This window comes from Methylibium sp. T29-B (assembly GCF_000576225.1).
Taxonomy (GTDB): Bacteria; Pseudomonadota; Gammaproteobacteria; order Burkholderiales; family Burkholderiaceae_C; genus Methylibium; species Methylibium petroleiphilum.
Genome location: NZ_AZSN01000040.1, coordinates 1 through 22696, shown reverse-complemented (window position 1 = coordinate 22696; position 22696 = coordinate 1). Strand labels below are relative to the sequence as shown.

18 protein-coding genes and 5 pseudogenes are annotated in these 22696 nt (G+C 67.6%); 9 read left to right on the top strand and 14 right to left on the bottom strand.

Going from position 1 to position 22696, the window contains the following annotated elements; all coding sequences use genetic code 11:
- Positions 1-11: 11 nt before the first annotated feature.
- Positions 12-1241 (bottom strand): pyridoxal phosphate-dependent aminotransferase, encoded by a 1230-nt coding sequence (locus tag Y694_RS08940; protein ID WP_036231701.1) that lies wholly within the window; start codon positions 1239-1241, stop codon positions 12-14.
- 108 nt (positions 1242-1349) lie between these two features.
- Here Y694_RS08940 and Y694_RS08935 point away from each other — a divergent pair, with 108 nt between their 5' ends.
- From Y694_RS08935 to Y694_RS08920, 4 genes and pseudogenes are all read left to right on the top strand, one after another.
- Positions 1350-1727 carry an Mth938-like domain-containing protein gene (locus Y694_RS08935; protein WP_011829138.1) on the top strand — a complete coding sequence of 126 codons (378 nt, stop codon included), beginning with the start codon at positions 1350-1352 and terminating at the stop codon, positions 1725-1727.
- Positions 1728-1864: 137 nt separating this feature from the next.
- Positions 1865-2342: pseudogene (locus Y694_RS08930) on the top strand (peroxiredoxin).
- A 158-nt stretch (positions 2343-2500) separates the two neighbouring features.
- A pseudogene (locus Y694_RS08925) lies at positions 2501-4188 on the top strand (PhoH family protein).
- A gap of 74 nt (positions 4189-4262) precedes the next feature.
- Entirely contained in the window at positions 4263-5453 is a 1191-nt protein-coding gene (locus Y694_RS08920; protein WP_011829135.1) for an acetyl-CoA C-acyltransferase family protein, read from the top strand.
- Positions 5454-5510: 57 nt separating this feature from the next.
- Here Y694_RS08920 and Y694_RS08915 read toward each other — a convergent pair whose 3' ends face one another.
- On the bottom strand, positions 5511-5876 hold the full coding sequence (locus Y694_RS08915; protein ID WP_011829134.1) for a putative quinol monooxygenase: 366 nt from the start codon (positions 5874-5876) through the stop codon (positions 5511-5513).
- Between the two features lie 189 nt (positions 5877-6065).
- On the opposite strand from Y694_RS08915, the gene Y694_RS25675 reads away from it, so the two are divergent.
- The 3 genes and pseudogenes from Y694_RS25675 to Y694_RS08900 all read left to right on the top strand — a co-directional run bounded on the left by Y694_RS25675 (position 6066) and on the right by Y694_RS08900 (position 11572).
- Positions 6066-6584, top strand: coding sequence for a hypothetical protein (locus Y694_RS25675; RefSeq protein ID WP_051495672.1), 519 nt, complete (start codon positions 6066-6068; stop codon positions 6582-6584).
- 195 nt (positions 6585-6779) lie between these two features.
- Complete coding sequence (locus Y694_RS08905; RefSeq protein WP_036231699.1) at positions 6780-8270, top strand: DNA polymerase Y family protein; 1491 nt, start codon at positions 6780-6782, stop codon at positions 8268-8270.
- Between the two features lie 4 nt (positions 8271-8274).
- Positions 8275-11572 (top strand): annotated as a pseudogene (locus Y694_RS08900) (error-prone DNA polymerase).
- A 27-nt stretch (positions 11573-11599) separates the two neighbouring features.
- Here Y694_RS08900 and Y694_RS08895 read toward each other — a convergent pair.
- The 12 genes and pseudogenes from Y694_RS08895 to ppsA all read right to left on the bottom strand — a co-directional run bounded on the left by Y694_RS08895 (position 11600) and on the right by ppsA (position 21474).
- Positions 11600-11794: a hypothetical protein gene (locus Y694_RS08895; RefSeq protein WP_036231697.1), complete on the bottom strand. Its 195-nt coding sequence runs from the start codon at positions 11792-11794 to the stop codon at positions 11600-11602.
- Positions 11794-12117 carry a hypothetical protein gene (locus tag Y694_RS08890; RefSeq protein ID WP_036231695.1) on the bottom strand — a complete coding sequence of 108 codons (324 nt, stop codon included), beginning with the start codon at positions 12115-12117 and terminating at the stop codon, positions 11794-11796. Before Y694_RS08890 ends, Y694_RS08895 begins: the two co-directional genes overlap by 1 nt.
- 100 nt (positions 12118-12217) lie before the next feature.
- Positions 12218-13633: a replicative DNA helicase gene (gene dnaB / locus Y694_RS08885; RefSeq protein ID WP_036231693.1), complete on the bottom strand. Its 1416-nt coding sequence runs from the start codon at positions 13631-13633 to the stop codon at positions 12218-12220.
- A gap of 146 nt (positions 13634-13779) precedes the next feature.
- The gene (gene rplI / locus Y694_RS08880) at positions 13780-14232 is read right to left on the bottom strand and encodes a 50S ribosomal protein L9 (protein WP_036231691.1); all 453 of its coding nucleotides are present in this window, start codon (positions 14230-14232) and stop codon (positions 13780-13782) included.
- Positions 14233-14242: 10 nt separating this feature from the next.
- Positions 14243-14533 (bottom strand): 30S ribosomal protein S18, encoded by a 291-nt coding sequence (gene rpsR / locus Y694_RS08875; protein ID WP_011829127.1) that lies wholly within the window; start codon positions 14531-14533, stop codon positions 14243-14245.
- Positions 14534-14563: 30 nt separating this feature from the next.
- Positions 14564-14863, bottom strand: a complete 300-nt coding sequence (priB, locus tag Y694_RS08870) for a primosomal replication protein N (RefSeq protein WP_036231689.1) — start codon at positions 14861-14863, stop codon at positions 14564-14566.
- A 34-nt stretch (positions 14864-14897) separates the two neighbouring features.
- Entirely contained in the window at positions 14898-15266 is a 369-nt protein-coding gene (gene rpsF, locus Y694_RS08865; protein WP_036231687.1) for a 30S ribosomal protein S6, read from the bottom strand.
- A gap of 197 nt (positions 15267-15463) precedes the next feature.
- Positions 15464-17604 (bottom strand): annotated as a pseudogene (locus tag Y694_RS08860) (sodium:solute symporter family protein).
- A gap of 1 nt (position 17605) precedes the next feature.
- A complete protein-coding gene (locus Y694_RS08855) occupies positions 17606-17863 on the bottom strand; it encodes a DUF4212 domain-containing protein (protein ID WP_036231685.1) in 258 nt (85 codons plus the stop codon).
- Positions 17864-17977: 114 nt separating this feature from the next.
- Positions 17978-18517, bottom strand: coding sequence for a tetratricopeptide repeat protein (locus Y694_RS08850; protein ID WP_231497605.1), 540 nt, complete (start codon positions 18515-18517; stop codon positions 17978-17980).
- Between the two features lie 65 nt (positions 18518-18582).
- A complete protein-coding gene (locus tag Y694_RS08845; RefSeq protein WP_011829121.1) occupies positions 18583-18882 on the bottom strand; it encodes a hypothetical protein in 300 nt (99 codons plus the stop codon).
- Between the two features lie 186 nt (positions 18883-19068).
- On the bottom strand, positions 19069-21474 hold the full coding sequence (gene ppsA, locus Y694_RS08840; RefSeq protein WP_036231683.1) for a phosphoenolpyruvate synthase: 2406 nt from the start codon (positions 21472-21474) through the stop codon (positions 19069-19071).
- 223 nt (positions 21475-21697) lie between these two features.
- Between ppsA and Y694_RS08835 the strand changes: the two genes are divergently transcribed.
- Positions 21698-22516, top strand: coding sequence for a pyruvate, water dikinase regulatory protein (locus Y694_RS08835; protein ID WP_011829119.1), 819 nt, complete (start codon positions 21698-21700; stop codon positions 22514-22516).
- 31 nt (positions 22517-22547) lie between these two features.
- Positions 22548-22696, top strand: a pseudogene (locus Y694_RS24165) (DNA ligase-associated DEXH box helicase); the annotation flags it as partial.

The following is a 22696-nucleotide window of genomic DNA, read 5'->3' as shown; positions in this document are numbered from 1 at the left end:
CGGACACGGTGTCAGACGCTGTGGCGCTTGCGGTAATGGTCGAGGAAACGGGCGATGCGGCCGATCGCGTCGCTCAGGTCGTCGGAGTTCGGCAGGAACACGACGCGGAAATGATCGGGCTGCGGCCAGTTGAAGCCCGTGCCCTGCACGATCAGCACCTTCTCCTCGGCCAGCAGTTCGTAGGCGAACTGCTGGTCGTCCTGGATCGGGTAAAGCTTGGGGTCGAGCCGTGGGAACATGTACAGCGCCGCCTTGGGCTTGACCACGCTCACGCCGGGGATCTGGCTCAGCAGCTCGTAGGCCATGTCGCGCTGGCGCGTCAGCCGGCCGCCCGGCGCCACGAGGTCCTTGATGCTCTGGTAGCCGCCGAGCGCGGTCTGGATGGCCAGCTGCCCCGGTGTGTTGGCGCACAGGCGCATCGACGCGAGCATGTTGAGCCCCTCGATGTAGTCCTTCGCGCAGCGCTTGTCGCCCGACACCACCATCCAGCCGGCGCGGTAGCCGCAGGCTCGGTAGTTCTTGCTGAGGCCGTTCAGCGTCACGCACAGCACGTCGTCGGCCAGCGAAGCGATGCTGGTATGGGTGTTGCCGTCGTACAGCGTCTTGTCGTAGATCTCATCGGCAAAGATGATCAGCTGGTGCTGCCGGGCCAGTTCGACGATCTCGCGCAGCAGATTCTCCGGGTACAGCGCGCCGGTCGGGTTGTTCGGGTTGATGACGACGATGGCGCGTGTGTTCGGCGTGATCTTTCGGCGGATGTCGTCGATGTCCGGGTACCAGTCGCTCGCCTCGTCGCACAGGTAGTGCACCGGATTGCCGCCCGACAGCGACACGGCCGCAGTCCACAGCGGGTAATCGGGTGCCGGCACCAGCACCTCGTCGCCGTTGTCGAGCAGCGCGTTGAGGCTCATCACGATCAGCTCGGACGCACCGTTGCCGAGATAGACGTCGTCGACCGTCACGCCGGAGATCGCCTTCTCCTGCGCGTAATGCACCACCGCCTTGCGCGGTGCGAACAGGCCCTTGCTGTCGGTGTAGCCCGCCGTCTGGGAAAGATTGCGGATCATGTCCTGCACGATCTCGTCGGGCGGATCGAAGCCGAACACCGCCAGATTGCCGATGTTGAGCTTGATGATCTTCTGGCCCTCTTCTTCCATGGCGCGGGCCTTGTCCAGCACCGGACCACGGATGTCATAGCACACGTTGGCGAGCTTGCTGGACTTGGCGATGGGCTTGGGCACGAGAACTCCTGGATCTCAATGGAACGACTGCGGCGGCGCTGCGCGCAGAGCCTAAAATTAGACCACAGCGCTCGCCTCCGAGCCTGCCCCGCCCCTCTCCCGCGCCCCATGAAACTGCAGCCCGATCGCATCGCCGCCGCCAACGTGATCAGCGGCTACACACGCAGCAGCGTCCAGATCGGCGAGCGCACCTGGCGCGACAGTGTGGTGCTGCCCTGGCAAGGCGAGGTGACGTCCTGGCAGGACGCCCGCTTCGACACGCTGGGCCCCCGGCATTTCGAGGCGCTCGCGGTCCTCGGCCCAGAGCTTGTGCTGTTCGGCAGCGGCAACGCGCTGCGTTTCCCGCGCCCCGAATGGCTGCGCCCGCTGATCGATCGGCGCATCGGCTTCGAGACCATGGACACCGCCGCCGCCTGTCGCACCTACAACCTGCTGGCGGCCGAGGGACGCAGCGTGATCGCCGCCCTGCTGATCGATCCGCCGTGAGTCCGACCTACCGCCGCGGCGCGGCGCGGCGCGGCGCGGCGCGGCAACCGCAGTGTGTGGGGTGGCGGTATCGCTTGACAGCGCCTTTATAATCAACAGTTAGCCTTACTCAAGGCGCCTCCTCAGCAGCACCCTTCATGACGCCCGCCCTCAATAAAGCCCTCCCGGAATTTGAAGCGCAGGCCACCGGTGGCGTGAAGTTCACGCCCCAGGCCTATCTGGGTCAGACGGTCATCCTGTACTTCTACCCGAAGGACAACACCCCCCGGATGCACCACCGAAGCGATGCAGTTCCGCGACCGCCACAAGGACTTCGTGAAGGCCGGTGCAGTGGTGTTCGGCGTGTCGCGCGACAACATGGCCTCGCACGACAAGTTCAAGCAGAACCTCGAGCTGCCGTTCGAGCTGATCGCCGACACCGAGGAAAAGCTCTGCCACATGTTCGGCGTGGTCAAGAACAAGATCATGTACGGCAAGAAGGTCAAGGGCATCGAGCGCAGCACCTTCCTGATCGATCCTGCCGGGGTGCTGGTCGAGGAGTGGCGCGGCATCAAGGTGGCCGGCCATGTCGACGAGGTGCTGAAGTCGGTCAAGGCGCTGAAGAAGGCCGCCTGAGAACCTGACGTTACCGTTACCAAGGCGTCACACAGCGGAGATTGAAGTCAGGCATGCGGTGTGCATAATGGGTTCATGCCCGTGAGTCATTCACCGCATCCGAGCAAGCCGCACAGGCGACTGTGCGGCTTTTTCACTTCTTAAGGCCCTCGAAGTCCATGCCCCTGCCCAAACCGCCCGCCAAGAAAGCCTCCCTCCTCAGCGCCAGCGACTTCGACTCCCAGGCCGCACCCAAACCGGGCACCCGCGCCACCAAGCAGGACCACCCCGGTCCTGCCCTGCTCGACCTGTTCGACCCCCACCCCAAGGCGCCGGCCGCCAAGGCGCCCGCCCCGGCACCCGCTGCCACGCCGCGAGCAGTACAGGCCCCGGCGGCCGGCTACTGCCGGTCAAGGCCATCAGCCGCGGCACCGCCACGGAACCGCGCCCGCGCAAGCCGCGCGCCAGCGGCCCGCCCAAGCTCTTCGTCCTGGACACCAACGTTCTGATGCACGACCCGATGTCGCTGTTCCGCTTCGACGAGCACGACGTCTACCTGCCGATGATCACGCTCGAGGAGCTCGACGGGCACAAGAAGGGCATGAGCGAGGTCTCGCGCAACGTGCGCCAGGTCAGCCGCGAGCTCGACGCACTGGCCGGCGGCGCCGACAGCGCGAAGTTCGATCCCGCAGCCGGCGTAGCGCTCGCGAAGACCGGTCACAAGGAGGCCGGAGGCACCCTGTTCTTCCAGACCACCTTCCTCGACGCCAAGCTGCCGGCCGGGCTGCCGCAGGGCAAGGCCGACAACCAGATCCTGGGCGTGGTGCAAGGCCTGCGCGAGCAGCACCCGACACGAGACGTGGTGCTGGTGTCCAAGGACATCAACATGCGCATCAAGGCCCGTGCGCTGGGCCTGCCGGCCGAGGACTACTTCAACGACAAGACGCTGGAAGACGGCGACCTGCTCTACACCGGTGTGCTGCCGCTGCCGGCCGACTTCTGGGAGCGCCACGGCAAGACCATGGAGAGCTGGCAGCAAGGCGGCTCCACGTTCTACCGCATCGCCGGGCCGCTGGTGCCGGTGCTGATGGTCAACCAGTTCGTCTACCTCGAGACCCCGGGCGCCGCACCGCTCTACGCGAAGGTCACCGAGATCACCGGCAAGACCGCGGTGCTGAAGACGCTGAAGGACTACTCGCATGCCAAGAACGCCATCTGGGGCGTGACCGCACGCAACCGCGAGCAGAACTTCGCGCTGAACCTGCTGATGGACCCGGACTGCGACTTCATCACCCTCACCGGCACCGCCGGCACCGGCAAGACGCTGATGACGCTGGCCGCCGGCCTGTCGCAGGTGATGGACGATCGCCGCTACAGCGAGATCATCGTGACCCGCGTGACCGTGCCGGTCGGCGAGGACATCGGCTTCCTGCCCGGCACCGAGGAAGAGAAGATGGGCCCGTGGATGGGCGCGCTCGACGACAACCTCGAGGTGCTGTCCAAGAATGACTCGGGCGCCGGCGAATGGGGCCGCGCCGCGACCAATGACCTGGTCCGCAGCAAGATCAAGATCAAGAGCCTGAACTTCATGCGCGGGCGCACCTTCCTGAACAAGTTCGTGCTGATCGACGAGGCGCAGAACCTGACGCCCAAGCAGATGAAGACGCTGATCACGCGCGCCGGGCCGGGCACGAAGATCGTCTGCCTGGGCAACCTGGCGCAGATCGACACGCCCTACCTCACCGAAGGCAGTTCGGGCCTCACCTTCGCGGTCGACCGCTTCAAGGGCTGGCCACACAGCGGCCACGTGATGCTGGCGCGCGGCGAACGCTCGCGGCTGGCCGATTACGCGTCGGACGTGTTGTAGGCCCACCTGCACGGGTAGGGGTGCCCGCGGGCGGCAGGCGCACAATTGATGCTCTGCACAAAAGGAGACCTGCGATGACCATTTCCCGAGACGTCTTCGTCGTCGGTGCCGCGCGCACCGCCATCGGCACCTACGGCGGCACGCTGAAGGACACGCCCCTGGCCGACCTGGCCACGCTGGCGGTCAGGACAGCGATCGAGCGCAGCGGCGCAGCGGCCGACAGCATTGGCCACCTGGCCATGGGCAACGTGATCCCGACCGAACCGCGCGACGCCTACCTGAGCCGCGTCGCCGCGATCAACGCCGGGCTGTCGAAGGAAACGCCGGCCTTCAACGTGAACCGCCTGTGCGGTTCGGGCCTGCAGGCCATCGTCTCGGCGGCGCAGTCGGTGCTGCTGGGTGACTGCGAGCTGGCCATCGGGGCCGGCGCCGAGTCGATGTCACGCGGCCCCTACCACGTGAACACGGCCCGCTGGGGCGCGCGCATGGGCGACACGGCCATGGTCGACTACACCGTCGGCATCCTGCACGACCCCTTCCACAAGATCCACATGGGCATCACCGCGGAGAACGTGGCCGAGCAGTTCGGCATCACCCGCAGCATGATGGACGAGCTGGCCGCCGAGAGTCACCACCGCGCCGCCAAGGCGATCGCCGAGGGCCGCTTCAAGAGCCAGATCGTGCCGGTCGAGATCGTCACCCGCAAGGGAACCGTGAGCTTCGACACCGACGAGCACGTGAAGGCCGACACCACGGTCGAAACGCTGGCCAAGATGAAGCCCGCGTTCAAGAAGGACGGCGGCCTGGTCACGGCCGGCAATGCCTCGGGTATCAACGATGGCGCGGCGGCCGTGGTGCTGGCCAGCGCCGAGGCTGTCAAGGCCGGGGGCCTGAAGCCGCTGGCACGCCTGGTGGCCTACGCCCATGCCGGCGTGGAGCCGAAGATCATGGGCATCGGCCCGGTGCCAGCGACCCAACTCGCACTGAAGAAGGCCGGCCTCAAGGTGCAGGACCTCGATGTGATCGAGTCCAACGAAGCCTTCGCCGCGCAGGCCTGTGCCGTGGTGCGCGAGCTCGACCTCGATCCTGCCAAGGTCAACCCCAACGGCTCGGGCATCTCGCTCGGCCACCCGGTCGGCGCAACCGGCGTCATCATCACCACCAAGGCCCTGTACGAACTGCAGCGCACCGGCGGCCGCTACGCGCTGGTGACGATGTGCATCGGCGGCGGTCAGGGCATCGCCGCGATCTTCGAGCGCGTCTGAACCGCGCGCTCGGCGGATGAAGCCCAGAGGATGGGCTTCATCCGGCCCGGGCTTGCCTCAGCGGCGGAAGCCGCCGCTCTGCAGCACGAAGTACTGCGGGTTCAGGCCCTTCAGCGGCTCGCGCAGTTGCTCGATGTCGGCTGCTGTCGCGTGCACTTCGACCCGCGTCACTTCAGCGATCTTCAGTGCCTCGCCCAGCAGGGCACCGACATTTTCCAGGTGGGCCAGCAGGCCTGCTGCACCGTCATAGCCTTCGCGGCAGTGCGCCGCATCGCCATCGAAGCTGAAGGCGTAGTGCGCGCACTTGGGTTCGCTGCGTGTCTTCTCGATGAAGCGCGCGGTCAGCGCCTTGAACTCATCGAGCTTGCCGGGCGCCACCTTGAAATAAGGCGCGATGCTGCAGCAGGTGTCGGGGGTGCTCATCAATGTCTCCTGGGACAGGGGTGGTGCGAAATGCAAGCGCGAGCGTGCCGGCCTTCACCCTCGCCGCACACCGGATGAACCCGTAAGCCAATCCCGGGGGCCTCCGCCGACGGGGATCTGCATGGAGCGGAATCGCGCACATGGATACTGTATTTATGTACAGTATTCATCTCCGTCTGCTTCTCCGCCATGCTCTTCGACCCCGCCGCCACCGCACCGTCGCCACCGCCGCGCGGCCTGGCCTCCTTCATGGACCGCCCCGGGGCTGCGCTATGGCGGGCCGGCGTGCTGGCTCGGCCGCCGCTGCCGACCCTTTCCACCGGATGGCCGGCGCTCGACGAGCAGTTGCCTGGCGGAGGCTGGCCCGCGAGCGGCCTCACCGAACTGCTGGCCACGCCGGCCTGCGGCGAACTGACGCTGCTGGCACCTTGGCTGCGCAGTCTGGAGCAGCGCCAGGACACCGCGCGGGAGATGGTCTGGATCAACCCCCCGGGCTGGCCTTGCCTGAGCGCGCTGCAGGCCCTCGGCCTGGACGGCTCACGGCTGCTGTGCCTGGCGCCGCAGACAGCGATCGATGCCGCCTGGGCCGCCGAGCAGGCGGTGCGCGCCGGCAGCTGCGCCGCCGTGCTGTGGTGGAGCGAACGGCCGGTGACCCGCCCCACGCTGCGCCGCCTGCACCTGGCCGCGCAGCGGTCTCACGCCTGCTGAGCCTGCAGGCGCCCGCGGCCCGCTCGCTGAGCAGCCCGGCGCCGCTGCGCCTGGCCTGTCAACCGCTGCCGGGCCATGCCCTGGCCGTCGACGTGTTCAAGCGCCGCGGCCCGCCGATGGCCCGCCCCCTGCAGCTGGCCCTGCCCTGGCCGGCATCGGTGCGCCCCGCGTCGCCGCTCACTGGGAGTCCTCACGATGCTGTGGATCGCCCTCTACCTGCCCCAGCTGCCGCTGCAAGCTCTGCCCGGTTCGCACACCGGGCTTGAGGCCGCGCTGCCGGTGGCGGTGACCGAGCAGCACATGCTGCTCGGCGCCAACCGCGCGGCGCACGCCCTCGGGGTGCGGGCCGGGCAGAGCGTGGCCACGGCCTTGTCCCTGCTGCCGCAGCTCGTCGTGTTCCCGCGTGACCGGCCGCGCGAGGCCGCGCTGGTCGAGCGACTGGCCCTGGCGCTCGCTGCGCTCACGCCCCACCTGAGCCTCATTCCGGACGGGGTGCTGCTCGAAGTGCAGAGCACGCTGCGGCTGTTCGGCGGCATCCATGCGCTGCTGCACCGAGCACAAGCCCTGGCGCGCACGAGCGGGGTGCAGGTGCGGACGGGCTGTGCGCCCACCCCCGGCGCCGCCTGGCTGTTCGCCACCAGCGGCCTGGCCCGGCGACATGCACTGCAGGCCCGGAGCAGTGCGCAGCAGCTGGATCGGCTGCCGGTAGCGAGCCTGGCGCGTCTGCTGCCGCCCAGCCTCCACCAGAGCGAGTTGCTGCAGGCGCTGGGGATCCGGACCTTCGGGGCGCTGCGCGCGCTGCCACGTGCCGGTCTGCAGCGCCGGCTCGGCGTGGACCTGGGCCGGGCGCTCGACCGCTGCTATGGCGATGCCCCAGACCCGAGGCCGTGGTTCGTGCCGCCCGAGCACTTCCTGGCCCGACGCGAACTGCTGCAGCGCGCCGACGAGGCTGCGGTGCTGATGGCCGCCGTCGAGGCTCTGCTGCCGGCACTGCGCGGTTGGCTGCAGCTGCGCTGGCAGGCCGTCACGGTGCTGGCACTGAGACTGCGCCATGAGCACGGCCGCGAGCCCTGCCCCGACACCCGGCTGCGACTGCAGCTGTCGGCCCCGAGCCGCGACATCGCCCAGCTCGCGCTGCTGTGGCGCGAGCGCCTGCAGCGCCATGTGCTCGCCGCGCCGGTCTACGAGCTCGCGCTCGAACTGGAAGCCGCCGTGCCGCACGGCGGCACGCCTGGCGAGCTGCTGCCCGGACCAGGCCGGCAGGACGGCGAACACGCCGCGCTGCTTGACCGACTGACCGCGCGGCTGGGGAGTGATCACGTGCGGCGCTGGGTGCCGCGGGCCGATCACCGACCCGAGCACGCGCAGCGTGTCCGGTCGGTCGGCGAACCGCCCCCAGCGCCCTTTGCGACCACGGCGCCCGCTCCCACCGCCCCCCGACCACTCTGGTTGCTGCCGTTGCCGCTGCCGCTGGCCAGCGATGCCCTGGGCCGGCCGCGGCATGGTGGGCCCCTGCGGGTGTGCTCGCGGGCCGAGCGCATCGAGGCCGGCTGGTTCGACGGCGCGCTGGTGCGGCGCGATTACCACGTGGCCGAGGGCCCCGACCACCGGCTGCGCTGGATCTACCGCGAGCACCCCGGCGACGCCTCGTCGGGGGGCTGGTTCCTGCACGGCTGGTTCGGGTGAGACGATGCCGCAACCAGCCCATCCCAAGACGCCGCAGCCGGCATCGCCCCCGCCGCCGCCGCTGCACTGGACGCGACCCGGGCTGCCGGCCTACGCGGAGCTGCACTGCCGCTCGAACTTCAGCTTCCTGACCGGCGCCTCGCACCCGCAGGAGTTGGTGGAGCGCGCCGCCCAGCTCGGCTATGCGGCGATCGCGATCACCGACGAGTGCTCGGTGGCCGGCGTGGTGCGGGCGCATGCGGCGCTGAAGCGGCTGCGCGAGAACGGCAACCCGCCGTTGCCGGCCCTGATCATCGGTAGCGAGTTCACGCTCGCGGCCTCGCCCACCGCACCGGGCTGCCGCCTGGTGCTGCTGGCGAAGAACCGCGAAGGCTATGCCAGATCTGTGGTCTCATCACGCTCGGTCGCGGCCGCAGCGCCAAGGGGCACTACCAACTGAGCGTCGACGACCTCGATGCGCTGCTGGCCGGCCAGGGCCATGCCGCCGGCGTGCCCGACTGCCTGGCGCTGCTGATCCCACGCCGCGACGAGCCTCACGCCACCCTGCTCGCGCAGGCCCGTTGGCTGGCGGGCCGCTGCGGCGAGCGCGCCTCGATCGCGGTCGAGCTGCTGCGCTGGGCCGACGACGAGTCCTTCGTGGAGCGCCTGCTCGACGCATCGGCCGCCTCCGGCCTGCCACTGGCGGCGGCGGGCGACGTGCTGATGCACGTGCGCTCGCGCAAGCCGCTGCAGGACACGCTGACCGCGATCCGCCTGAAGCGCCGCGTCGCCGACTGCGGCTACGCGCTGATGCGCAACGCCGAGCAGCACCTGCGCTCGCGGCTGGCGCTGGCGCAGCTCTGCCGTCCCGAGTGGCTGCAGCGCAGCGTGGACCTCGCGCGGGCCTGCGACTTCTCGCTGGAGCAGCTGAAGTACGAGTACCCGGACGAGATCGTGCCGGTCGGCGAGACGGCCAGCAGCCACCTGCGGCGCCTGACCGAGGAAGGGGCCTGCGTGCGCTATCCCGGCGGGGTGCCCGGCACGGTGCAGGCGCAGATCGAACGCGAGTTCGCGCTGATCTTCCGCAAGCGCTACGAGGCCTTCTTCCTCACCGTGCACGACGTGGTGCGCTTCGCCCGCTCCAAGGGCATCCTGTGCCAGGGTCGCGGCTCGGCCGCCAATTCGGCGGTCTGCTACTGCCTGGGCATCACCGAGGTCGACCCGACGCAGACCCCGCTGCTGTTCGAGCGCTTCATCAGCGAGGAGCGTGGCGAGGCCCCGACATCGATGTCGACTTCGAACACGAGCGGCGCGAGGAAGTCATCCAGTACATCTACGGCAAGTACGGCACGCACCGCACCGCGCTGGCAGCGGCGCTCTCGACCTACCGCGTGCGCGGCGCGGTGCGCGAGGTCGGCAAGGCGTTGGGGCTGGACGGGCAGCGCATCGACCGCCTCGCGAAGAGCCACCAGTGGTTCGACGGGCGTGCGGCGCTGCCCGCCCGGCTGGTCGAGGCCGGCTTCGATCCGGACGCCCCGGTCACCCGGCAGTGGCTGGCGCTGAGCGCCGCGCTGATCGGCTTTCCGCGGCACCTGTCGCAGCACGTCGGCGGATTCGTCATCGCGCGGGACGCGTTGTCACGCCTGGTGCCGATCGAGAAAGCCGCGATGAAGGACCGCCGCGTGATCCAGTGGGACAAGGACGATCTCGAGTCGCTGGGGCTGCTGAAGGTCGACGTGCTGGCGCTGGGCATGCTGAGCGCGCTGAAGCGCGCGCTCGCGCTGATCACCGACTGGCGCGGCCCACCGCCCGGCGCCAACGGCGGCGCACCCACATCCCCGTCATGGCGGATGCAGGACATTCCGCGCGAGGACATCGCCACCTACGAAATGATCCAGAAAGCCGACACCGTGGGCGTGTTCCAGATCGAGAGCCGAGCCCAGCAGAGCATGCTGCCCCGGTTGAAGCCCCGCAAGTTCTACGACTTGGTGGTCCAGGTCGCGATCGTGCGGCCGGGCCCGATCAGTGGCGGCATGGTGCATCCCTACCTGAAGCAACGCGAGTTGGAGCACCAAGGCCAGCGACCACCGCCTCGCTATAAGGAGCTGGAGGACGCACTCGAGCGAACGCTCGGCATCCCGATCTTCCAGGAGCAGGTGATGCAGATCTGCATGATCGCGGCCGATTTCAGCGGCGGCAATGCCGACGAACTGCGCCGCGCGATGGCGGCCTGGAAACGCAAGGGCGGCTTGCAGCAATTCCACCAGCGCATCGTCGGTCGCATGGTGGAAAAGAACTACGACCGCGAGTTCGCGGAGCGCATCTTCGAGCAGATCAAGGGCTTCGGCGAGTACGGCTTCCCGGAGAGCCACGCCTACAGCTTCGCGCTGCTGGCCTACCTGAGCGCCTGGCTCAAGTGCCACGAGCCGGCGATCTTCCTGGCCGCGCTGCTGAACTCGCAACCGATGGGCTTCTACGCACCGTCGCAGCTGGTCCAGGACGCACGGCGCCACGCGGTCGAAGTGCGCCCGGTCGACGTGGGCCATAGCGGCTGGGACTGCACGCTCGAGCCGGCGTCACCGGGCAGCACGCCCTGCGCGGCACGCTCGCTGCAGCCCGCCGTACGCCTGGGGCTGCGCCTCGTCTCTGGCTTCAGCGAGGCGGCCGCCGACCGCATCGTGGCTGCCCGCGCTGTGTCGACATTCGCCAGCCTCGACGACCTGGCGCGGCGCGCCGGGCTCGATCCCCAGGCCCTGCAGGTGCTGGCCCGCGCCGACGCACTGCAGAGCCTGGCCGGCCACCGCCGGCAACAGGCGTGGCATGCGAGTGGCCAGCCCCGCCGCACCGCCCTGCTCGCCGACGCGCCGCATCGCGAAGACCCTCTCGTCCTGCCCGCGCCGCCCGAGGCCGAGGAGATCACGCTCGACTACGCCAGCACCCAGCTCACGCTGCGCCGCCATCCGCTGGCGCTGCTGCGTCCGCGACTCGTACAGCGTGGCTGGCGCAACGCGCGGGAGCTCGGCGCCCTGAAGGATGGCTGCCGCGTCTGGGCCTGCGGCATCGTCGTCGGCCGCCAGCAGCCCGAGACCGCCAAGGGCACGATCTTCGTCACGCTGGAAGACGAGACCGGCTCGGTCAACGTGATCGTCTGGAAGGGCGTGCGCGAGCGCTTCCGCCAGGCGCTGCTCGCCTCACGCCTGCTGGCCGTGGCCGGGGAATGGCAGCGCTCGCCGGAAGGCGTGACGCACCTGCTGGCGCGGCGACTGGTCGACATGACGCCCTGGCTGGGCCGGCTGGCGACGAGTTCGCGCGATTTCCACTGACGGTCGCGCCGGTCGCGCGGCCGAGGCTCAGTCGTTCTTCAACCGCTTCACGACCGCAGCCGTGGTCAGCAGTTCGAGCTGGGCTTCGAGCCGGATCACGCGGCCGGTCAGGTCCTCGATCTTCTGCTGCTGCAGCTTCATCGCGTCGGACTGCCGGTTGACCTTGTCCTCGAGCTTGATCATCGAGGTGAGCGCGCCCCAGACGCGGTCGGTGACGCCCATCAGGCGGCCTTGCGCACCGCTGCCCGGCCGGCGGCTGGTTTCGGCGAGCGGGACGCCTTCGCCTCCATCGCGGCGATGCGCTTGTTGCTCGCCTCGATAAAGCTCAGTGCATCGTCGATGGCGGCGCCGGCGCGATCGGCAGCATCGCGCGCGGCATCGGCCAGTACGCCCAGTTCCTGGTCCGCTTCCTTGGCCTCGTAGGCGAAGGCGCCGCGGCGCATCAGTTCCGACACGGGCAGATCCAGACGCTTCGCCTTGGCGGCGATCGCCTTCTTGTCCTGCGAGGTTGCCTGCACCACGATGCGTTCGACGGCTGCGGCCATGTCGTCTCTCCCGATCGGGGCCCCTTGCCCCTGTCCATGGACAGCGTATGTACATGGGGGCCGACTGTCAAGCCGCCCACCCTGAAACCCCGCCCGGGCGTCAGTAGTCGCTGCCGCTGCTGCCCGGCGCGAGGTTGTCGAACTTGGTCAGGGGCTTCAGGAAGGTGAGCTTCACCGTGCCGACCGGGCCGTTACGCTGCTTGCCGATGATGATCTCGGCAACACCAGGCTCCTTGGTGTCCTTGTTGTAGTACTCGTCGCGGTAGATGAACATGATGACGTCGGCATCCTGCTCGATCGCGCCCGACTCGCGCAGGTCGCTCATCATCGGTCGCTTGTCGGTGCGCGTCTCGACGCTGCGGTTGAGCTGCGACAGCGCGATCACCGGGCACTTCAGTTCCTTGGCCAGTGACTTCAGGCCGCGCGAGATCTCGCCGATCACGGTGGCGCGGTTCTCCTCGTTCGAGCTGGAGCCGCTCATCAGCTGCAGGTAGTCGACCACGATCAGGCCGAGCTGGCCGCACTGGCGCGCCTGACGGCGGGCGCGGGCGCGCAGTTCGCTCGGCGTCAGCGCCGCGCTCTCGTCGATGAAGACGCTGGCCTTGCCGAGCTTGTCGACCGCCTCGGTCAGACGCCCCCACTCGTCATCACGCAGCCGGCCGGTGCGCAGCCCCGACTGGTCGATGCGGCCGAGCGAACCCACCATCCGCAACGCCAGCTGGGAGGCGCCCATTTCCATCGAGAACACCACCACCGGCAGGCCTTCCTGCACCGCGACGTGCTCGCCGATGTTGAGCGCGAACGCGGTCTTGCCCATCGACGGGCGCGCCGCCAGCACGATCAGGTCGCCCGGCTGCAGGCCGGCGGTCATGCGGTCGAGGTCGTAGAAGCCGGTACGCACGCCGGTCACTTCCTCGGCGCCGTTCTCGGCCAGTTCGGTCACGCGGTCGATCAGCTGCACGACCAGGGTGTCCATGCCCTGGAAGCCCTGCTTGGTGCGCGAGCCGGCCTCGCCGATCTTGAAGATCTTGCCCTCGGCCTCGTCGAGGATCTCGGAGACCGCGCGACCGCGCGGGTTGAAGGCGTTGGTGGCGATCTCATCGCTGGTGGCGACCAGGTCGCGCAGGATCTTGCGCTCGCGCACGATCTCGGCATAGCGGCGCAGGTTGGCCGCGCTCGGCACGCTCTGCGCGAGCTGGTTCAGGTAGGCCAGCCCGCCCACCTCCTCGGCCTTGCCGAGCGACTGCAGCTGCTCGTAGACGGTGATCACGTCGGCCGGCTTGCTGGCGTTGATCAGCTTGCCGATGGCACCGTAGATCAACTGGTGCTCGTGGCGGTAGAAATCGCCGTCGTTCAGCAGGTCGCCGGCCCGGTCCCAGGCGCCGTTGTCGATCAGCAGCCCCCCCAGCACGCTCTGCTCGGCCTCGATGGATTGCGGCGGGATGCGCAGTCGGGCGACCTCGTCGTCGCCGCGGGCGTCAGGGCGCGCGCCGCCCCCGGAGAAAATGGCTGACATCGTTCAATCTTATGCCGGTCGCCGACCCGCCGTTGTGGGCAAGTCTGTGGAAATCCGGTGGGTGGCCTGGGGGCGGCGCTGTACAGGCGCCGCCGCAAAAACAAAGGCCGGCGAATGCCGGCCTTCGTCGCGAGCGGACAGAAGACTCAGTCGGTCTCGCCGACCACCGTCACGTTCACGTCGACCACCACGTCGGTGTGCAACGCCACCGTCACCGGGTGCTCGCCCACGGTCTTCAGCGGACCGTTGGGCAGACGCACCTGGGACTTCACGACCTTGAAGCCGGCCTTGCCCAGCGCTTCGGCGATATCGTGGTTGGTGACCGAGCCGAACAGGCGGCCATCGACGCCGGCCTTCTGCGTGATGCTGATGGTCTTGCCGTTGAGCTTCTCGCCCTCGGCCTGGGAGGCGGCCAGCTTCGCAGCCGCAGCCTTTTCCAGTTCGATGCGCTTGGCTTCGAATTCCTTGACCGCCGCTTCGGTGGCACGACGTGCAGCACCGCTGGGGATCAGGAAATTGCGTGCGTAGCCGTCCTTGACCTTGACGACCTCACCGAGGTTGCCGAGGTTGGCCACCTTCTCGAGCAGGATGATTTGCATGGTGGGCTCCTCAGGACTTGTGCTGGTCGCTGTACGGCAGCAGGGCCAGGAAGCGGGCGCGCTTGATGCAGGTCGACAGCTGACGCTGGAAGAAGGCACGCGTGCCGGTCAGGCGGGCGGGCGTGATCTTGCCGTTCTCGGCGATGAAGTCGCGCAGCGTGTCGACATCCTTGTAGTCGATCTCGGTGACGCCGGTGACCGTGAAGCGGCAGAAGCGCTTGCGACGGAACAGCAGCGATTGGGTGTTGCGCTTCGGGCGCTTGTCCTTGCCGAAACGGCCTTTACCACGGGGCGGGGGCATAGTGAACTCCTGAAATCTGAAACGGGTTGCTCAAAGCGAAGCGGGCTGGGCGTCGAATTCGGTGATGTGCAGCAGCACGCCCTTGCCGTTGCGGTGGGACCCGAGGAATCCGGCGAACCCGGCGGTGTCTCCCACCGCCAGCTTGCCGAGCTGCTCGGCCACCGCCCCGATCCCCACAGCCCGGATCTCCAGGGAGACCCGGCGCGGGTGCCCGGCTTCCGTCACTTGCGACTCGTGCCTCAGGCTCAAGTCGAGTGCCGGCAAACCGGCGGGCGTGTAGCGCATCACGCCCCGCTCCACCAACTGCGCCTGAAGAACCACGCGGTTCATGCAGGCGCCTGCGGCAGGCAGGGCTTCACCGGAATCAGGCAGCGGCTTCCTGCGACTGCGGCGCCTTGCGCGATTCCTCGCGCTCGACGGCCTTCATCATGATCGAGGGCGCGGTCTCGGCCTTGCTCTTGACCACCGTGAGGTGGCGCAGTACGGCGTCGTTGAACTTGAAGCCGGTCTCGAGCTCGAGCAGCGTTTCCTTGCTGCACTCGATGTTGAGGCACAGGTAGTGCGCCTTCGCGAGCTTGTTGATCAGGTAGGCCAGTTGGCGGCGACCCCAATCCTCGACGCGGTGCACCTTGCCACCGGCAGCGGTGACCAGGCCCTTGTAGCGTTCCAGCATGGCCGGAACCTGCTCGCTTTGATCCGGGTGGATCAGCAGGACGATTTCGTAATGACGCATCGGTACTCCTTGTGGATGTCCGCTTTGCGGCCGTGCAGGCACGGTGACCGGTCGGCGGGGAAGCCGCCCCCTAGCGTCAACAAGGGGTGCGGCAAGGTGAGCCAAAGATTATAGCCGCATCAATGGAAACGGCCCCCGTTGCCGGGGGCCGCCAGTGAGCCGTGGCGGGCCGGCCCGGAGGCCGGCCCCACGGGGCCTCAGGTACCCAGGCTCTTCACCGTGTCGCCGCGCAGGTTCGGATAGCGGACATGCTCGATCAGCTCCTGCACCTTCTGGTTCGGTGCCGGCGTGAACAGGCTGACGATGATGATGACCGCGAAGCCCACAGGTACACCGAACAGACCCGCCGAGATCGGTTGAATCCCAAACCAGAGGCTGACAGGATCTGTGATGCCGAAAATGCCACGCAGCCAAGGCTGGTTATGAGCCATGTAGTACATGGTCGTTCCCAGGCCCAGAATCATCCCGAGAACAGCACCGGCGCTGGAAGCACGCTTCCAGAAGATGCCAAGCACCAGGGCCGGGAAGAAGCCCGCCGCGGCGAACGAGAACGCCGCCGACACCAGGAACAGGATGTCCGCCGGCTTCTGCGAGGCCACGTAGGCCGCCGCCAGCGCCACGACCAGCAACAAGATCTTCGAGACCGTGACGCGACGGGAGGTCGACGCGTTCGGATCGATCATCTTGTAGTACAGATCGTGCGACAGCGCGTTGGCGATCGTCAGCAACAGACCGTCCGCGGTCGACAGCGCCGCCGCCAGACCACCCGCGGCCACCATGCCCGACACAACGTACGGCAGGCCACCGATTTCCGGCGTGGCCAGCACGATGATGTCGCCGCCGATCTTCATCTCGGACAGTTGGAAGATGCCGTCCTTGTTGATATCAGCTACCGACATCAGCGTCGGGTCGACCCGCGCCCAGTTGGAGATCCACGCAGGCAACTGGTCGAATGGTGTGCCGACGAGGTTGTTGAACACCTCGAACTTCACCAGCACGGCCAGCGCCGGCGCGGTGAAGTACAGCAGGAAGATGAAGAACAGCGACCAGGTCACCGACTCGCGCGCCTCCTTGACCGAGGGCGTCGTGTAGTAGCGCATCAGGATGTGCGGCAGAGACGCCGTACCGACCATCAGGCAGAACACCAGCGCCAGGAAGTTGCGACGCGACTCGTCGAAGGTCTTCTTGGCCTTCTCGTCCCCGTTCGGATCTCCTGCATAGATCTGCGCATGATTCGGCATGCCATTCAACGGTTTGGCGCGCGCCTCGTTGGCGGTCTTCGCCGCGGTGTAGGCTTTCCGTGCATCAGCTTCGCTCGCAGGCAGAGAACCGACAACCTTCTCGGCGGCTTGCACATCCGCGAGAGGGGCATTGGCCGCCTTGAGTTCGGCCAGCTTCTGTTCAGCCGAGGCCTTGTCGGCCGCCATCGCTGCGGGAACGTCCTTGAGCTTCTCCGCTGCTGCATCAGCTCGCTGCTTGAAGATGCCGACGACCTCCAGCTCCTTGGGGTCAACGCGCAGTTCGTCTCCTCGCTTCGAAACCTTCTCCAGCTGGTATCCGTAAATAGCCTGCGGGATCGGAACGCCAGTTTGTTTCACCGACAGCCATACCACCGGGATCATGTACGCAATGATCAGGATGATGTACTGAGCGACTTGCGTCCAGGTGACTGCACGCATGCCGCCGAGGAAGGAGCACACCAGGATGCCGCCGAGGCCGACGAACACGCCGATCTCGAACGCCAGCCCGCTCAGGCGTGCCGTGATCAGCCCCACGCCGTAGATCTGCGCGACCACGTAGGTGAACGAGCACAGGATGGCGGCGAAGATGCCGATGAACCGGGCCAGGTTGCCGCCGTAGCGTTCACCCAGGAAGTCGGGAATGGTGAACTGGCCGAACTTGCGCAGGTAGGGCGCAAGGAACAGCGCCACCAGGCAGTAGCCGCCGGTCCAACCCATGATGAAGCCAGGCCACCGTAGCCGGTGAGGTACAGCGTGCCGGCCATGCCGATGAACGAGGCGGCCGACATCCAGTCGGCACCGGTGGCCATGCCGTTGTAGACCGCCGGCACGCGGCGACCTGCCACGTAGTACTCGGCCGCATCGGTGGTGCGGCTCATGATGCCGATGCCGGCATACAGGGCCACGGTGGCCAGCAGGAAGATGAAGCCGATGTAGCTGCGCGGCAGCCCCATCTGCTCCAGCACCGCCAGCACGATCACGAAGGCGATGAAGCCGCCGGTGTACCAGGTGTAGACCTTGTTCAGTTGCGACTTGAAGGCCGCATTGGCAGCGCGACCGCTACCCGCGGCGGCGCCATTCGGTGTGATGCCTGCCATGTCAGTCCTCCTCGGCAACGCCGTGTTCTTGATCGAGGCGATTCATCGTCCTGGCGTAGACCCAGATGATGATCAGGTAGATGATCAGCGAGCCCTGCGCCGCCATGTAGAAGCTGAAGGGCCAGCCGAAGAACGAGAAGCTGAGTTCTCGAGCGAAGTACGCCATCACGAATGTCGCTACAAACCAGATCGCCAGCAGGATCGAGGTGAGCCTGAGGTTCTTCTGCCAGTAGAGACGCTGCTGTTCAGTCACCTGCATTGCTGCGCTCCTGTCCTTGATGTCTCCAACCCCGTCGGGGGGTCACCGGTCTTGCGGATGCCACCATCCTCGCGTTCTTCGACGCGATGCCTGCCGCCCGTGGACGGGCGCTTTTCAGTGCCCGCCAGCCGGCGAGCCGAGCAGTCCGGTTTCCCGCTCGAGCTGAGCGGCCACCTTGGGCTCGAACCCCTGGAGATGGCGAATGATCTTCGCCGCCTCCTCGGGTTGCTGACGATCGACATGCACCCGCGCGAGCTGGTACCAGCCGTGTGGGCTCATGGGCTGCAGTTCGGTGTTTCGCTTCAACGCGGCGACGGCCTCGTCGTAGCGGTGCTGACGGATCAGCACCAGACCCAGTCCGTACCAGGCCCTGTCGAGCTTGGACTCGAGTTCGAGCGAGCGGCGGAATGCCTGTTCGGCCTCGTCGAGGCGACCCTGCTGCTCCAGCAGGAAGCCGAGATTGAACCAGGCATGGGCATGCTCGGGTTGTGCGTCGAGCAGGCGGCGGAAATCGGCCATCGCTGCATCCGCCCGCCCGGCCTGAGCCAGCACATGCGCCCGGCTCGCGAGCGCATAGGCGTCGTCGGGCCACAGGCCCAGCATCTCGTCGAAGGTCTCGAGCGCCGCGTCACGCCGATTGACGACGAGCAGCATCTGCGCACGCCACTTGAGCAGCAGGTGGCGCCACCACCCGGCGCGGCGCGGCGCAGTCGTCGTATTCACTGGCACAGCCCCTGGCCCGGCGCCGCCCGGCAGAGGCTGACCTTCTCGATCACCATGAACACCCAGATCCACGCGAGCGCGATGAAGGTCAGCAGCGGGATGTGGCGGTCGATCACCAGCTTCGGCGTGATGGCGCGGAACGCAGTGGTGAAGGGGCGGGTCAGGCCGTTCAGCAACTGATAGAAGAAATTCTGTTCGCGCTTGGCGCCCGCCAAGACGCCGAGCAGCCAGCGTCCGGCCAGTGCGCACAGGGCGATCTCGGCGATGAGCTTGATCGATGCGATGAACAGCAGCATGGGGCCTCGTAACGGTTCCTTTCATTGTGAAATAGCGCCTTACGCGATGCTGACGAAACCTGACGATGCTCTGATATGCCCTGTCAGGACTTACCCGAAGCTTGGCGCACGCAAAACGGCAAACGGCCCCGATCGGGGCCGTTCCGAGGTCCGGGGCTCAGCCCGCGGACTTGCAGCGTGCAGAACTCAGCGCTTGGCGAGACGCTGCCAGGTGTCGACCACCGTGTCGGGGTTCAGCGAGATCGACACGATGCCCTCGGCCGCCAGCCAGTCGGCGAAGTCGGGGTGGTCGCTGGGCCCCTGGCCGCAGATGCCGATGTACTTGCCGGTGGCACGGCACGCGGTGATGGCTCGCGAGATCATGGCCTTGACGGCCGGGTCGCGCTCGTCGAAGTCGGCCGCCAGCAGTTCGAGCCCGGAGTCGCGGTCCAGTCCGAGCGTGAGCTGGGTCAGGTCGTTCGAACCGATCGACATGCCGTCGAAGTGCGCGAGGAACTGGTCGGCCAGGATGGCGTTGCTCGGCACCTCGCACATCATGATGACCTTGAGGTCGTCGCTGCCGCCGGCCGCCGCGCGCTTGAGCCCGTGCTCGGCCAGCATGCCCACCACGCGCTCTGCCTGCTTCACCGTGCGCACGAACGGCACCATGATCTCGACGTTGGTCAGGCCCATTTCCTGGCGCACACGCTTGAGCGCCTCGCACTCCATCGCGAAGGCTTCGCCGAATTCGCTGCTGATGTAGCGCGACGCGCCACGGAAGCCCAGCATCGGGTTCTCTTCCTCGGGCTCGTAGCGCGAGCCACCGATCAGCTTCTTGTACTCGTTCGACTTGAAGTCGCTCAGGCGCACGATGACCGGCTTGGGCCAGAACGCGGCGGCGATCGTCGCGATGCCCTCGGCCAGCTTGTCCACGTAGAAGGCGCGCGGCGAGGCGTGGCCGCGGGCCACGCTCTCGACGGCCTTCTTGAGGTCGGCATCGACATTCGGGTAGTCGAGGATCGCCTTCGGGTGCACGCCGATGTTGTTGTTGATGATGAACTCGAGCCGCGCCAGGCCGACGCCGGAGTTGGGCATCTGCGCGAAGTCGAATGCGAGCTGAGGGTTGCCGACGTTCATCATGATCTTGACCGGGCAGTACGGCAGCTCGCCGCGCTGCACGTCGCTGATCTCGGTCTCGAGCAGCCCGTCGTAGATGTAGCCGGTGTCACCCTCGGAGCAAGCCACGGTGACCAGCGCACCGTCCTTCAGCGTCTCGGTCGCGTCGCCGCAACCCACCACCGCCGGGATGCCGAGCTCGCGCGCGATGATCGCCGCATGGCAGGTGCGCCCGCCGCGGTTGGTGACGATGGCGCTGGCGCGCTTCATCACCGGCTCCCAGTTCGGGTCGGTCATGTCGGTGACCAGCACGTCGCCGCTCTGCACCTGGTCCATCTCGGCCAGGCTGTGCACGATGCGCACCGGGCCGGTGCCGATCTTCTGGCCGATCGCGCGACCCTCGGCCAGCACGGTGCCCGAGCCCTTGAGCTTGTAGCGCTGCTCGACCTTGCCCTCGGCCTGACTCTTCACGGTTTCCGGACGGGCCTGCAGGATGTAGAGCTGCCCATCGCCGCCGTCCTTGCCCCACTCGATGTCCATCGGGCGGCCGTAGTGCTCCTCGATGATCAGCGCGTAGCGGGCGAGTTCGGTCACGTCGGCGTCGGACAGCGAGTAGCGGTTGCGCTGCTCGGTCGCCGTGTCCACGGTCTTGACGAGCTTGCCGCTGGCCGCCTTTTCCTGCGGCGTGGCGAACTCCATCTTGATCAGCTTGGAGCCGAGGTTGCGGCGGATCACCGCCAGCTTGCCGGCCTTCAGCGCCGGCTTGTGCACGTAGAACTCATCCGGGTTCACGGCACCCTGCACCACCGTCTCGCCCAGGCCGTAGCTCGAGGTGATGAAGACCACGTCCTTGAAGCCGGACTCGGTGTCGATCGTGAACATCACGCCGGCCGCGCCGAGGTCGGAGCGCACCATGCGCTGCACGCCGGCCGACAGCGCCACGTCGGCGTGCGCAAAGCCCTTGTGCACGCGGTAGCTGATGGCGCGGTCGTTGTAGAGGCTGGCGAACACCTCCTTCATCTTGTGCAGCACGTCCTCGATGCCGACGACGTTCAGGAAGGTCTCCTGCTGGCCCGCGAAGCTGGCGTCGGGCAGATCCTCGGCGGTGGCCGAAGAACGCACCGCGAACGAGGCGCCGGGGTTGCCGGCGGTGAGCTGCGAAAACTCGGTCGCGATCGCGTCCTGCAGGTCGGCCGGGAACGGCTGCGCTTCAACCCAACCGCGGATCTCGGCACCGGCCTCGGCCAGTGCCCGCACGTCGTCCGTGTTCAGCGCCGACAGCCGCGCGTTGATCTTGTCGACCAGCCCGCCGTGCTTGAGGAACTGCCGGAAGGCGTGCGCCGTGGTCGCGAAGCCGCCGGGCACCCGCACGCCGGAGGCCGCGAGCTGGCTGATCATCTCGCCGAGGCTGGCGTTCTTGCCGCCAACCGCGTCGACGTCGGTCATTCTCAGTCGTTCGAACGGGACGACCAGGGCGGTCGCATCAAAGCTGGACATGGGAAAACTCCGTGATGTGATGAAACCGGGGCGCACCGTTGCGGCCACCGAGGCTTCCAGTCGGCCGCGCTCACGCCTGTTCGTCTTGTTCTCGGCGCGGGGCTCATGACTGGAGTCGGATGCTGAAGGGCCAGGTGCAAACTGGTTTAGATTGTACGGTCCCCGTTGCAATCGTTTCCCCTGACGGCCACCCCCTAAAAGCGCGCCGCGCTCCTTCTTCCCCATGCCAAATCGCACAGTGTTCTTCGTTTCGGACGGCACCGGCATCACCGCCGAGACCTTCGGCAACTCCATCCTGGCGCAGTTCTCGGCCAAGCCCCGCCACGTGCGCCGGCCCTTCATCGACACCCCCGACAAGGCCTACCAGGTGGTGCGCGAGATCAACGACACCGCCGGACGCGAGGGCAAGCGACCGATTGTCTTCATCACGCTGATCGACACCGAGGTGCGCGGCATCATCCGCAGCGCCCACTGCCTGGTGCTGGACATGCTGGGCACCTTCGTCGAGCCGCTCGAGGCTGAATTCGGCATCAAGTCCAACCACCGCGTCGGCCGCTTCGACGACATCTCAAAGAGTCAGGAGTACACCGATCGCATCGAGGCGATCAACTTCTCGCTCGCCCATGACGACGGCCAGTCGTCCAAGAACCTCGACATCGCCGACGTGATCCTGGTCGGCGTCAGCCGCTCCGGCAAGACGCCGACCTCGCTCTACCTGGCGATGCAGCACGGCATCAAGGCGGCCAATTACCCGCTGATCCCCGAGGACTTCGACCGCGGCGCCCTGCCCTCCGCGCTGGTGCCGCACAAGAAGAAGTGCTTCGGCCTCACGATCGCGCCAGAGCGCCTGCGCGAGATCCGCCACGAGCGGCGCCCCAACAGCAAGTACGCCTCGCTCGAGAACTGCCGCCTGGAGGTGTCGGCGGCCGAGTCGATGATGGGCCGCGAGGGCATCGCCTGGCTCAGCTCGACGCACAAGTCGATCGAGGAAATCGCCACCACCATCCTGCGCGACATCCGGCCGGACCGGCTGATCTACTGAGCCGCGCCGCCATGGCTGGCCTCGGGGTGCCATGAGCGATCTGGTCGTCGTGCGCAAGGAGGGGCTGTACTGCGCCGCCGGCGACTTCTACATCGACCCGTGGCGGCCGGTGGCCCGCGCCGTGCTGACCCACGCGCACGCCGACCACGCCCGCCCGGGGCACGGCCGCTACCTCGCGGC

Excerpts from the sequence above, each read along its gene's own strand:
- rplI (WP_036231691.1), bottom strand. The coding sequence starts at position 14,232 with ATGCAAATCATCCTGCTCGAGAAGGTGGCCAACCTCGGCAACCTCGGT.
- Y694_RS08855 (WP_036231685.1), bottom strand. The coding sequence starts at position 17,863 with ATGCAGGTGACTGAACAGCAGCGTCTCTACTGGCAGAAGAACCTCAGG.
- ppsA (WP_036231683.1), bottom strand. The coding sequence starts at position 21,474 with ATGTCCAGCTTTGATGCGACCGCCCTGGTCGTCCCGTTCGAACGACTG.
- Y694_RS08915 (WP_011829134.1), bottom strand. The coding sequence starts at position 5,876 with ATGAGCACCCCCGACACCTGCTGCAGCATCGCGCCTTATTTCAAGGTG.
- Y694_RS08835 (WP_011829119.1), top strand. The coding sequence starts at position 21,698 with ATGCCAAATCGCACAGTGTTCTTCGTTTCGGACGGCACCGGCATCACC.
- Y694_RS08850 (WP_231497605.1), bottom strand. The coding sequence starts at position 18,517 with ATGCTGCTCGTCGTCAATCGGCGTGACGCGGCGCTCGAGACCTTCGAC.
- dnaB (WP_036231693.1), bottom strand. The coding sequence starts at position 13,633 with ATGTCAGCCATTTTCTCCGGGGGCGGCGCGCGCCCTGACGCCCGCGGC.
- Y694_RS08845 (WP_011829121.1), bottom strand. The coding sequence starts at position 18,882 with ATGCTGCTGTTCATCGCATCGATCAAGCTCATCGCCGAGATCGCCCTG.
- Y694_RS08890 (WP_036231695.1), bottom strand. The coding sequence starts at position 12,117 with ATGGCCGCAGCCGTCGAACGCATCGTGGTGCAGGCAACCTCGCAGGAC.
- Y694_RS08935 (WP_011829138.1), top strand. The coding sequence starts at position 1,350 with ATGAAACTGCAGCCCGATCGCATCGCCGCCGCCAACGTGATCAGCGGC.
- Y694_RS08895 (WP_036231697.1), bottom strand. The coding sequence starts at position 11,794 with ATGGGCGTCACCGACCGCGTCTGGGGCGCGCTCACCTCGATGATCAAG.
- rpsR (WP_011829127.1), bottom strand. The coding sequence starts at position 14,533 with ATGCCCCCGCCCCGTGGTAAAGGCCGTTTCGGCAAGGACAAGCGCCCG.
- Y694_RS25675 (WP_051495672.1), top strand. The coding sequence starts at position 6,066 with ATGCTCTTCGACCCCGCCGCCACCGCACCGTCGCCACCGCCGCGCGGC.
- rpsF (WP_036231687.1), bottom strand. The coding sequence starts at position 15,266 with ATGCGTCATTACGAAATCGTCCTGCTGATCCACCCGGATCAAAGCGAG.
- priB (WP_036231689.1), bottom strand. The coding sequence starts at position 14,863 with ATGAACCGCGTGGTTCTTCAGGCGCAGTTGGTGGAGCGGGGCGTGATG.
- Y694_RS08905 (WP_036231699.1), top strand. The coding sequence starts at position 6,780 with ATGCTGTGGATCGCCCTCTACCTGCCCCAGCTGCCGCTGCAAGCTCTG.
- Y694_RS08920 (WP_011829135.1), top strand. The coding sequence starts at position 4,263 with ATGACCATTTCCCGAGACGTCTTCGTCGTCGGTGCCGCGCGCACCGCC.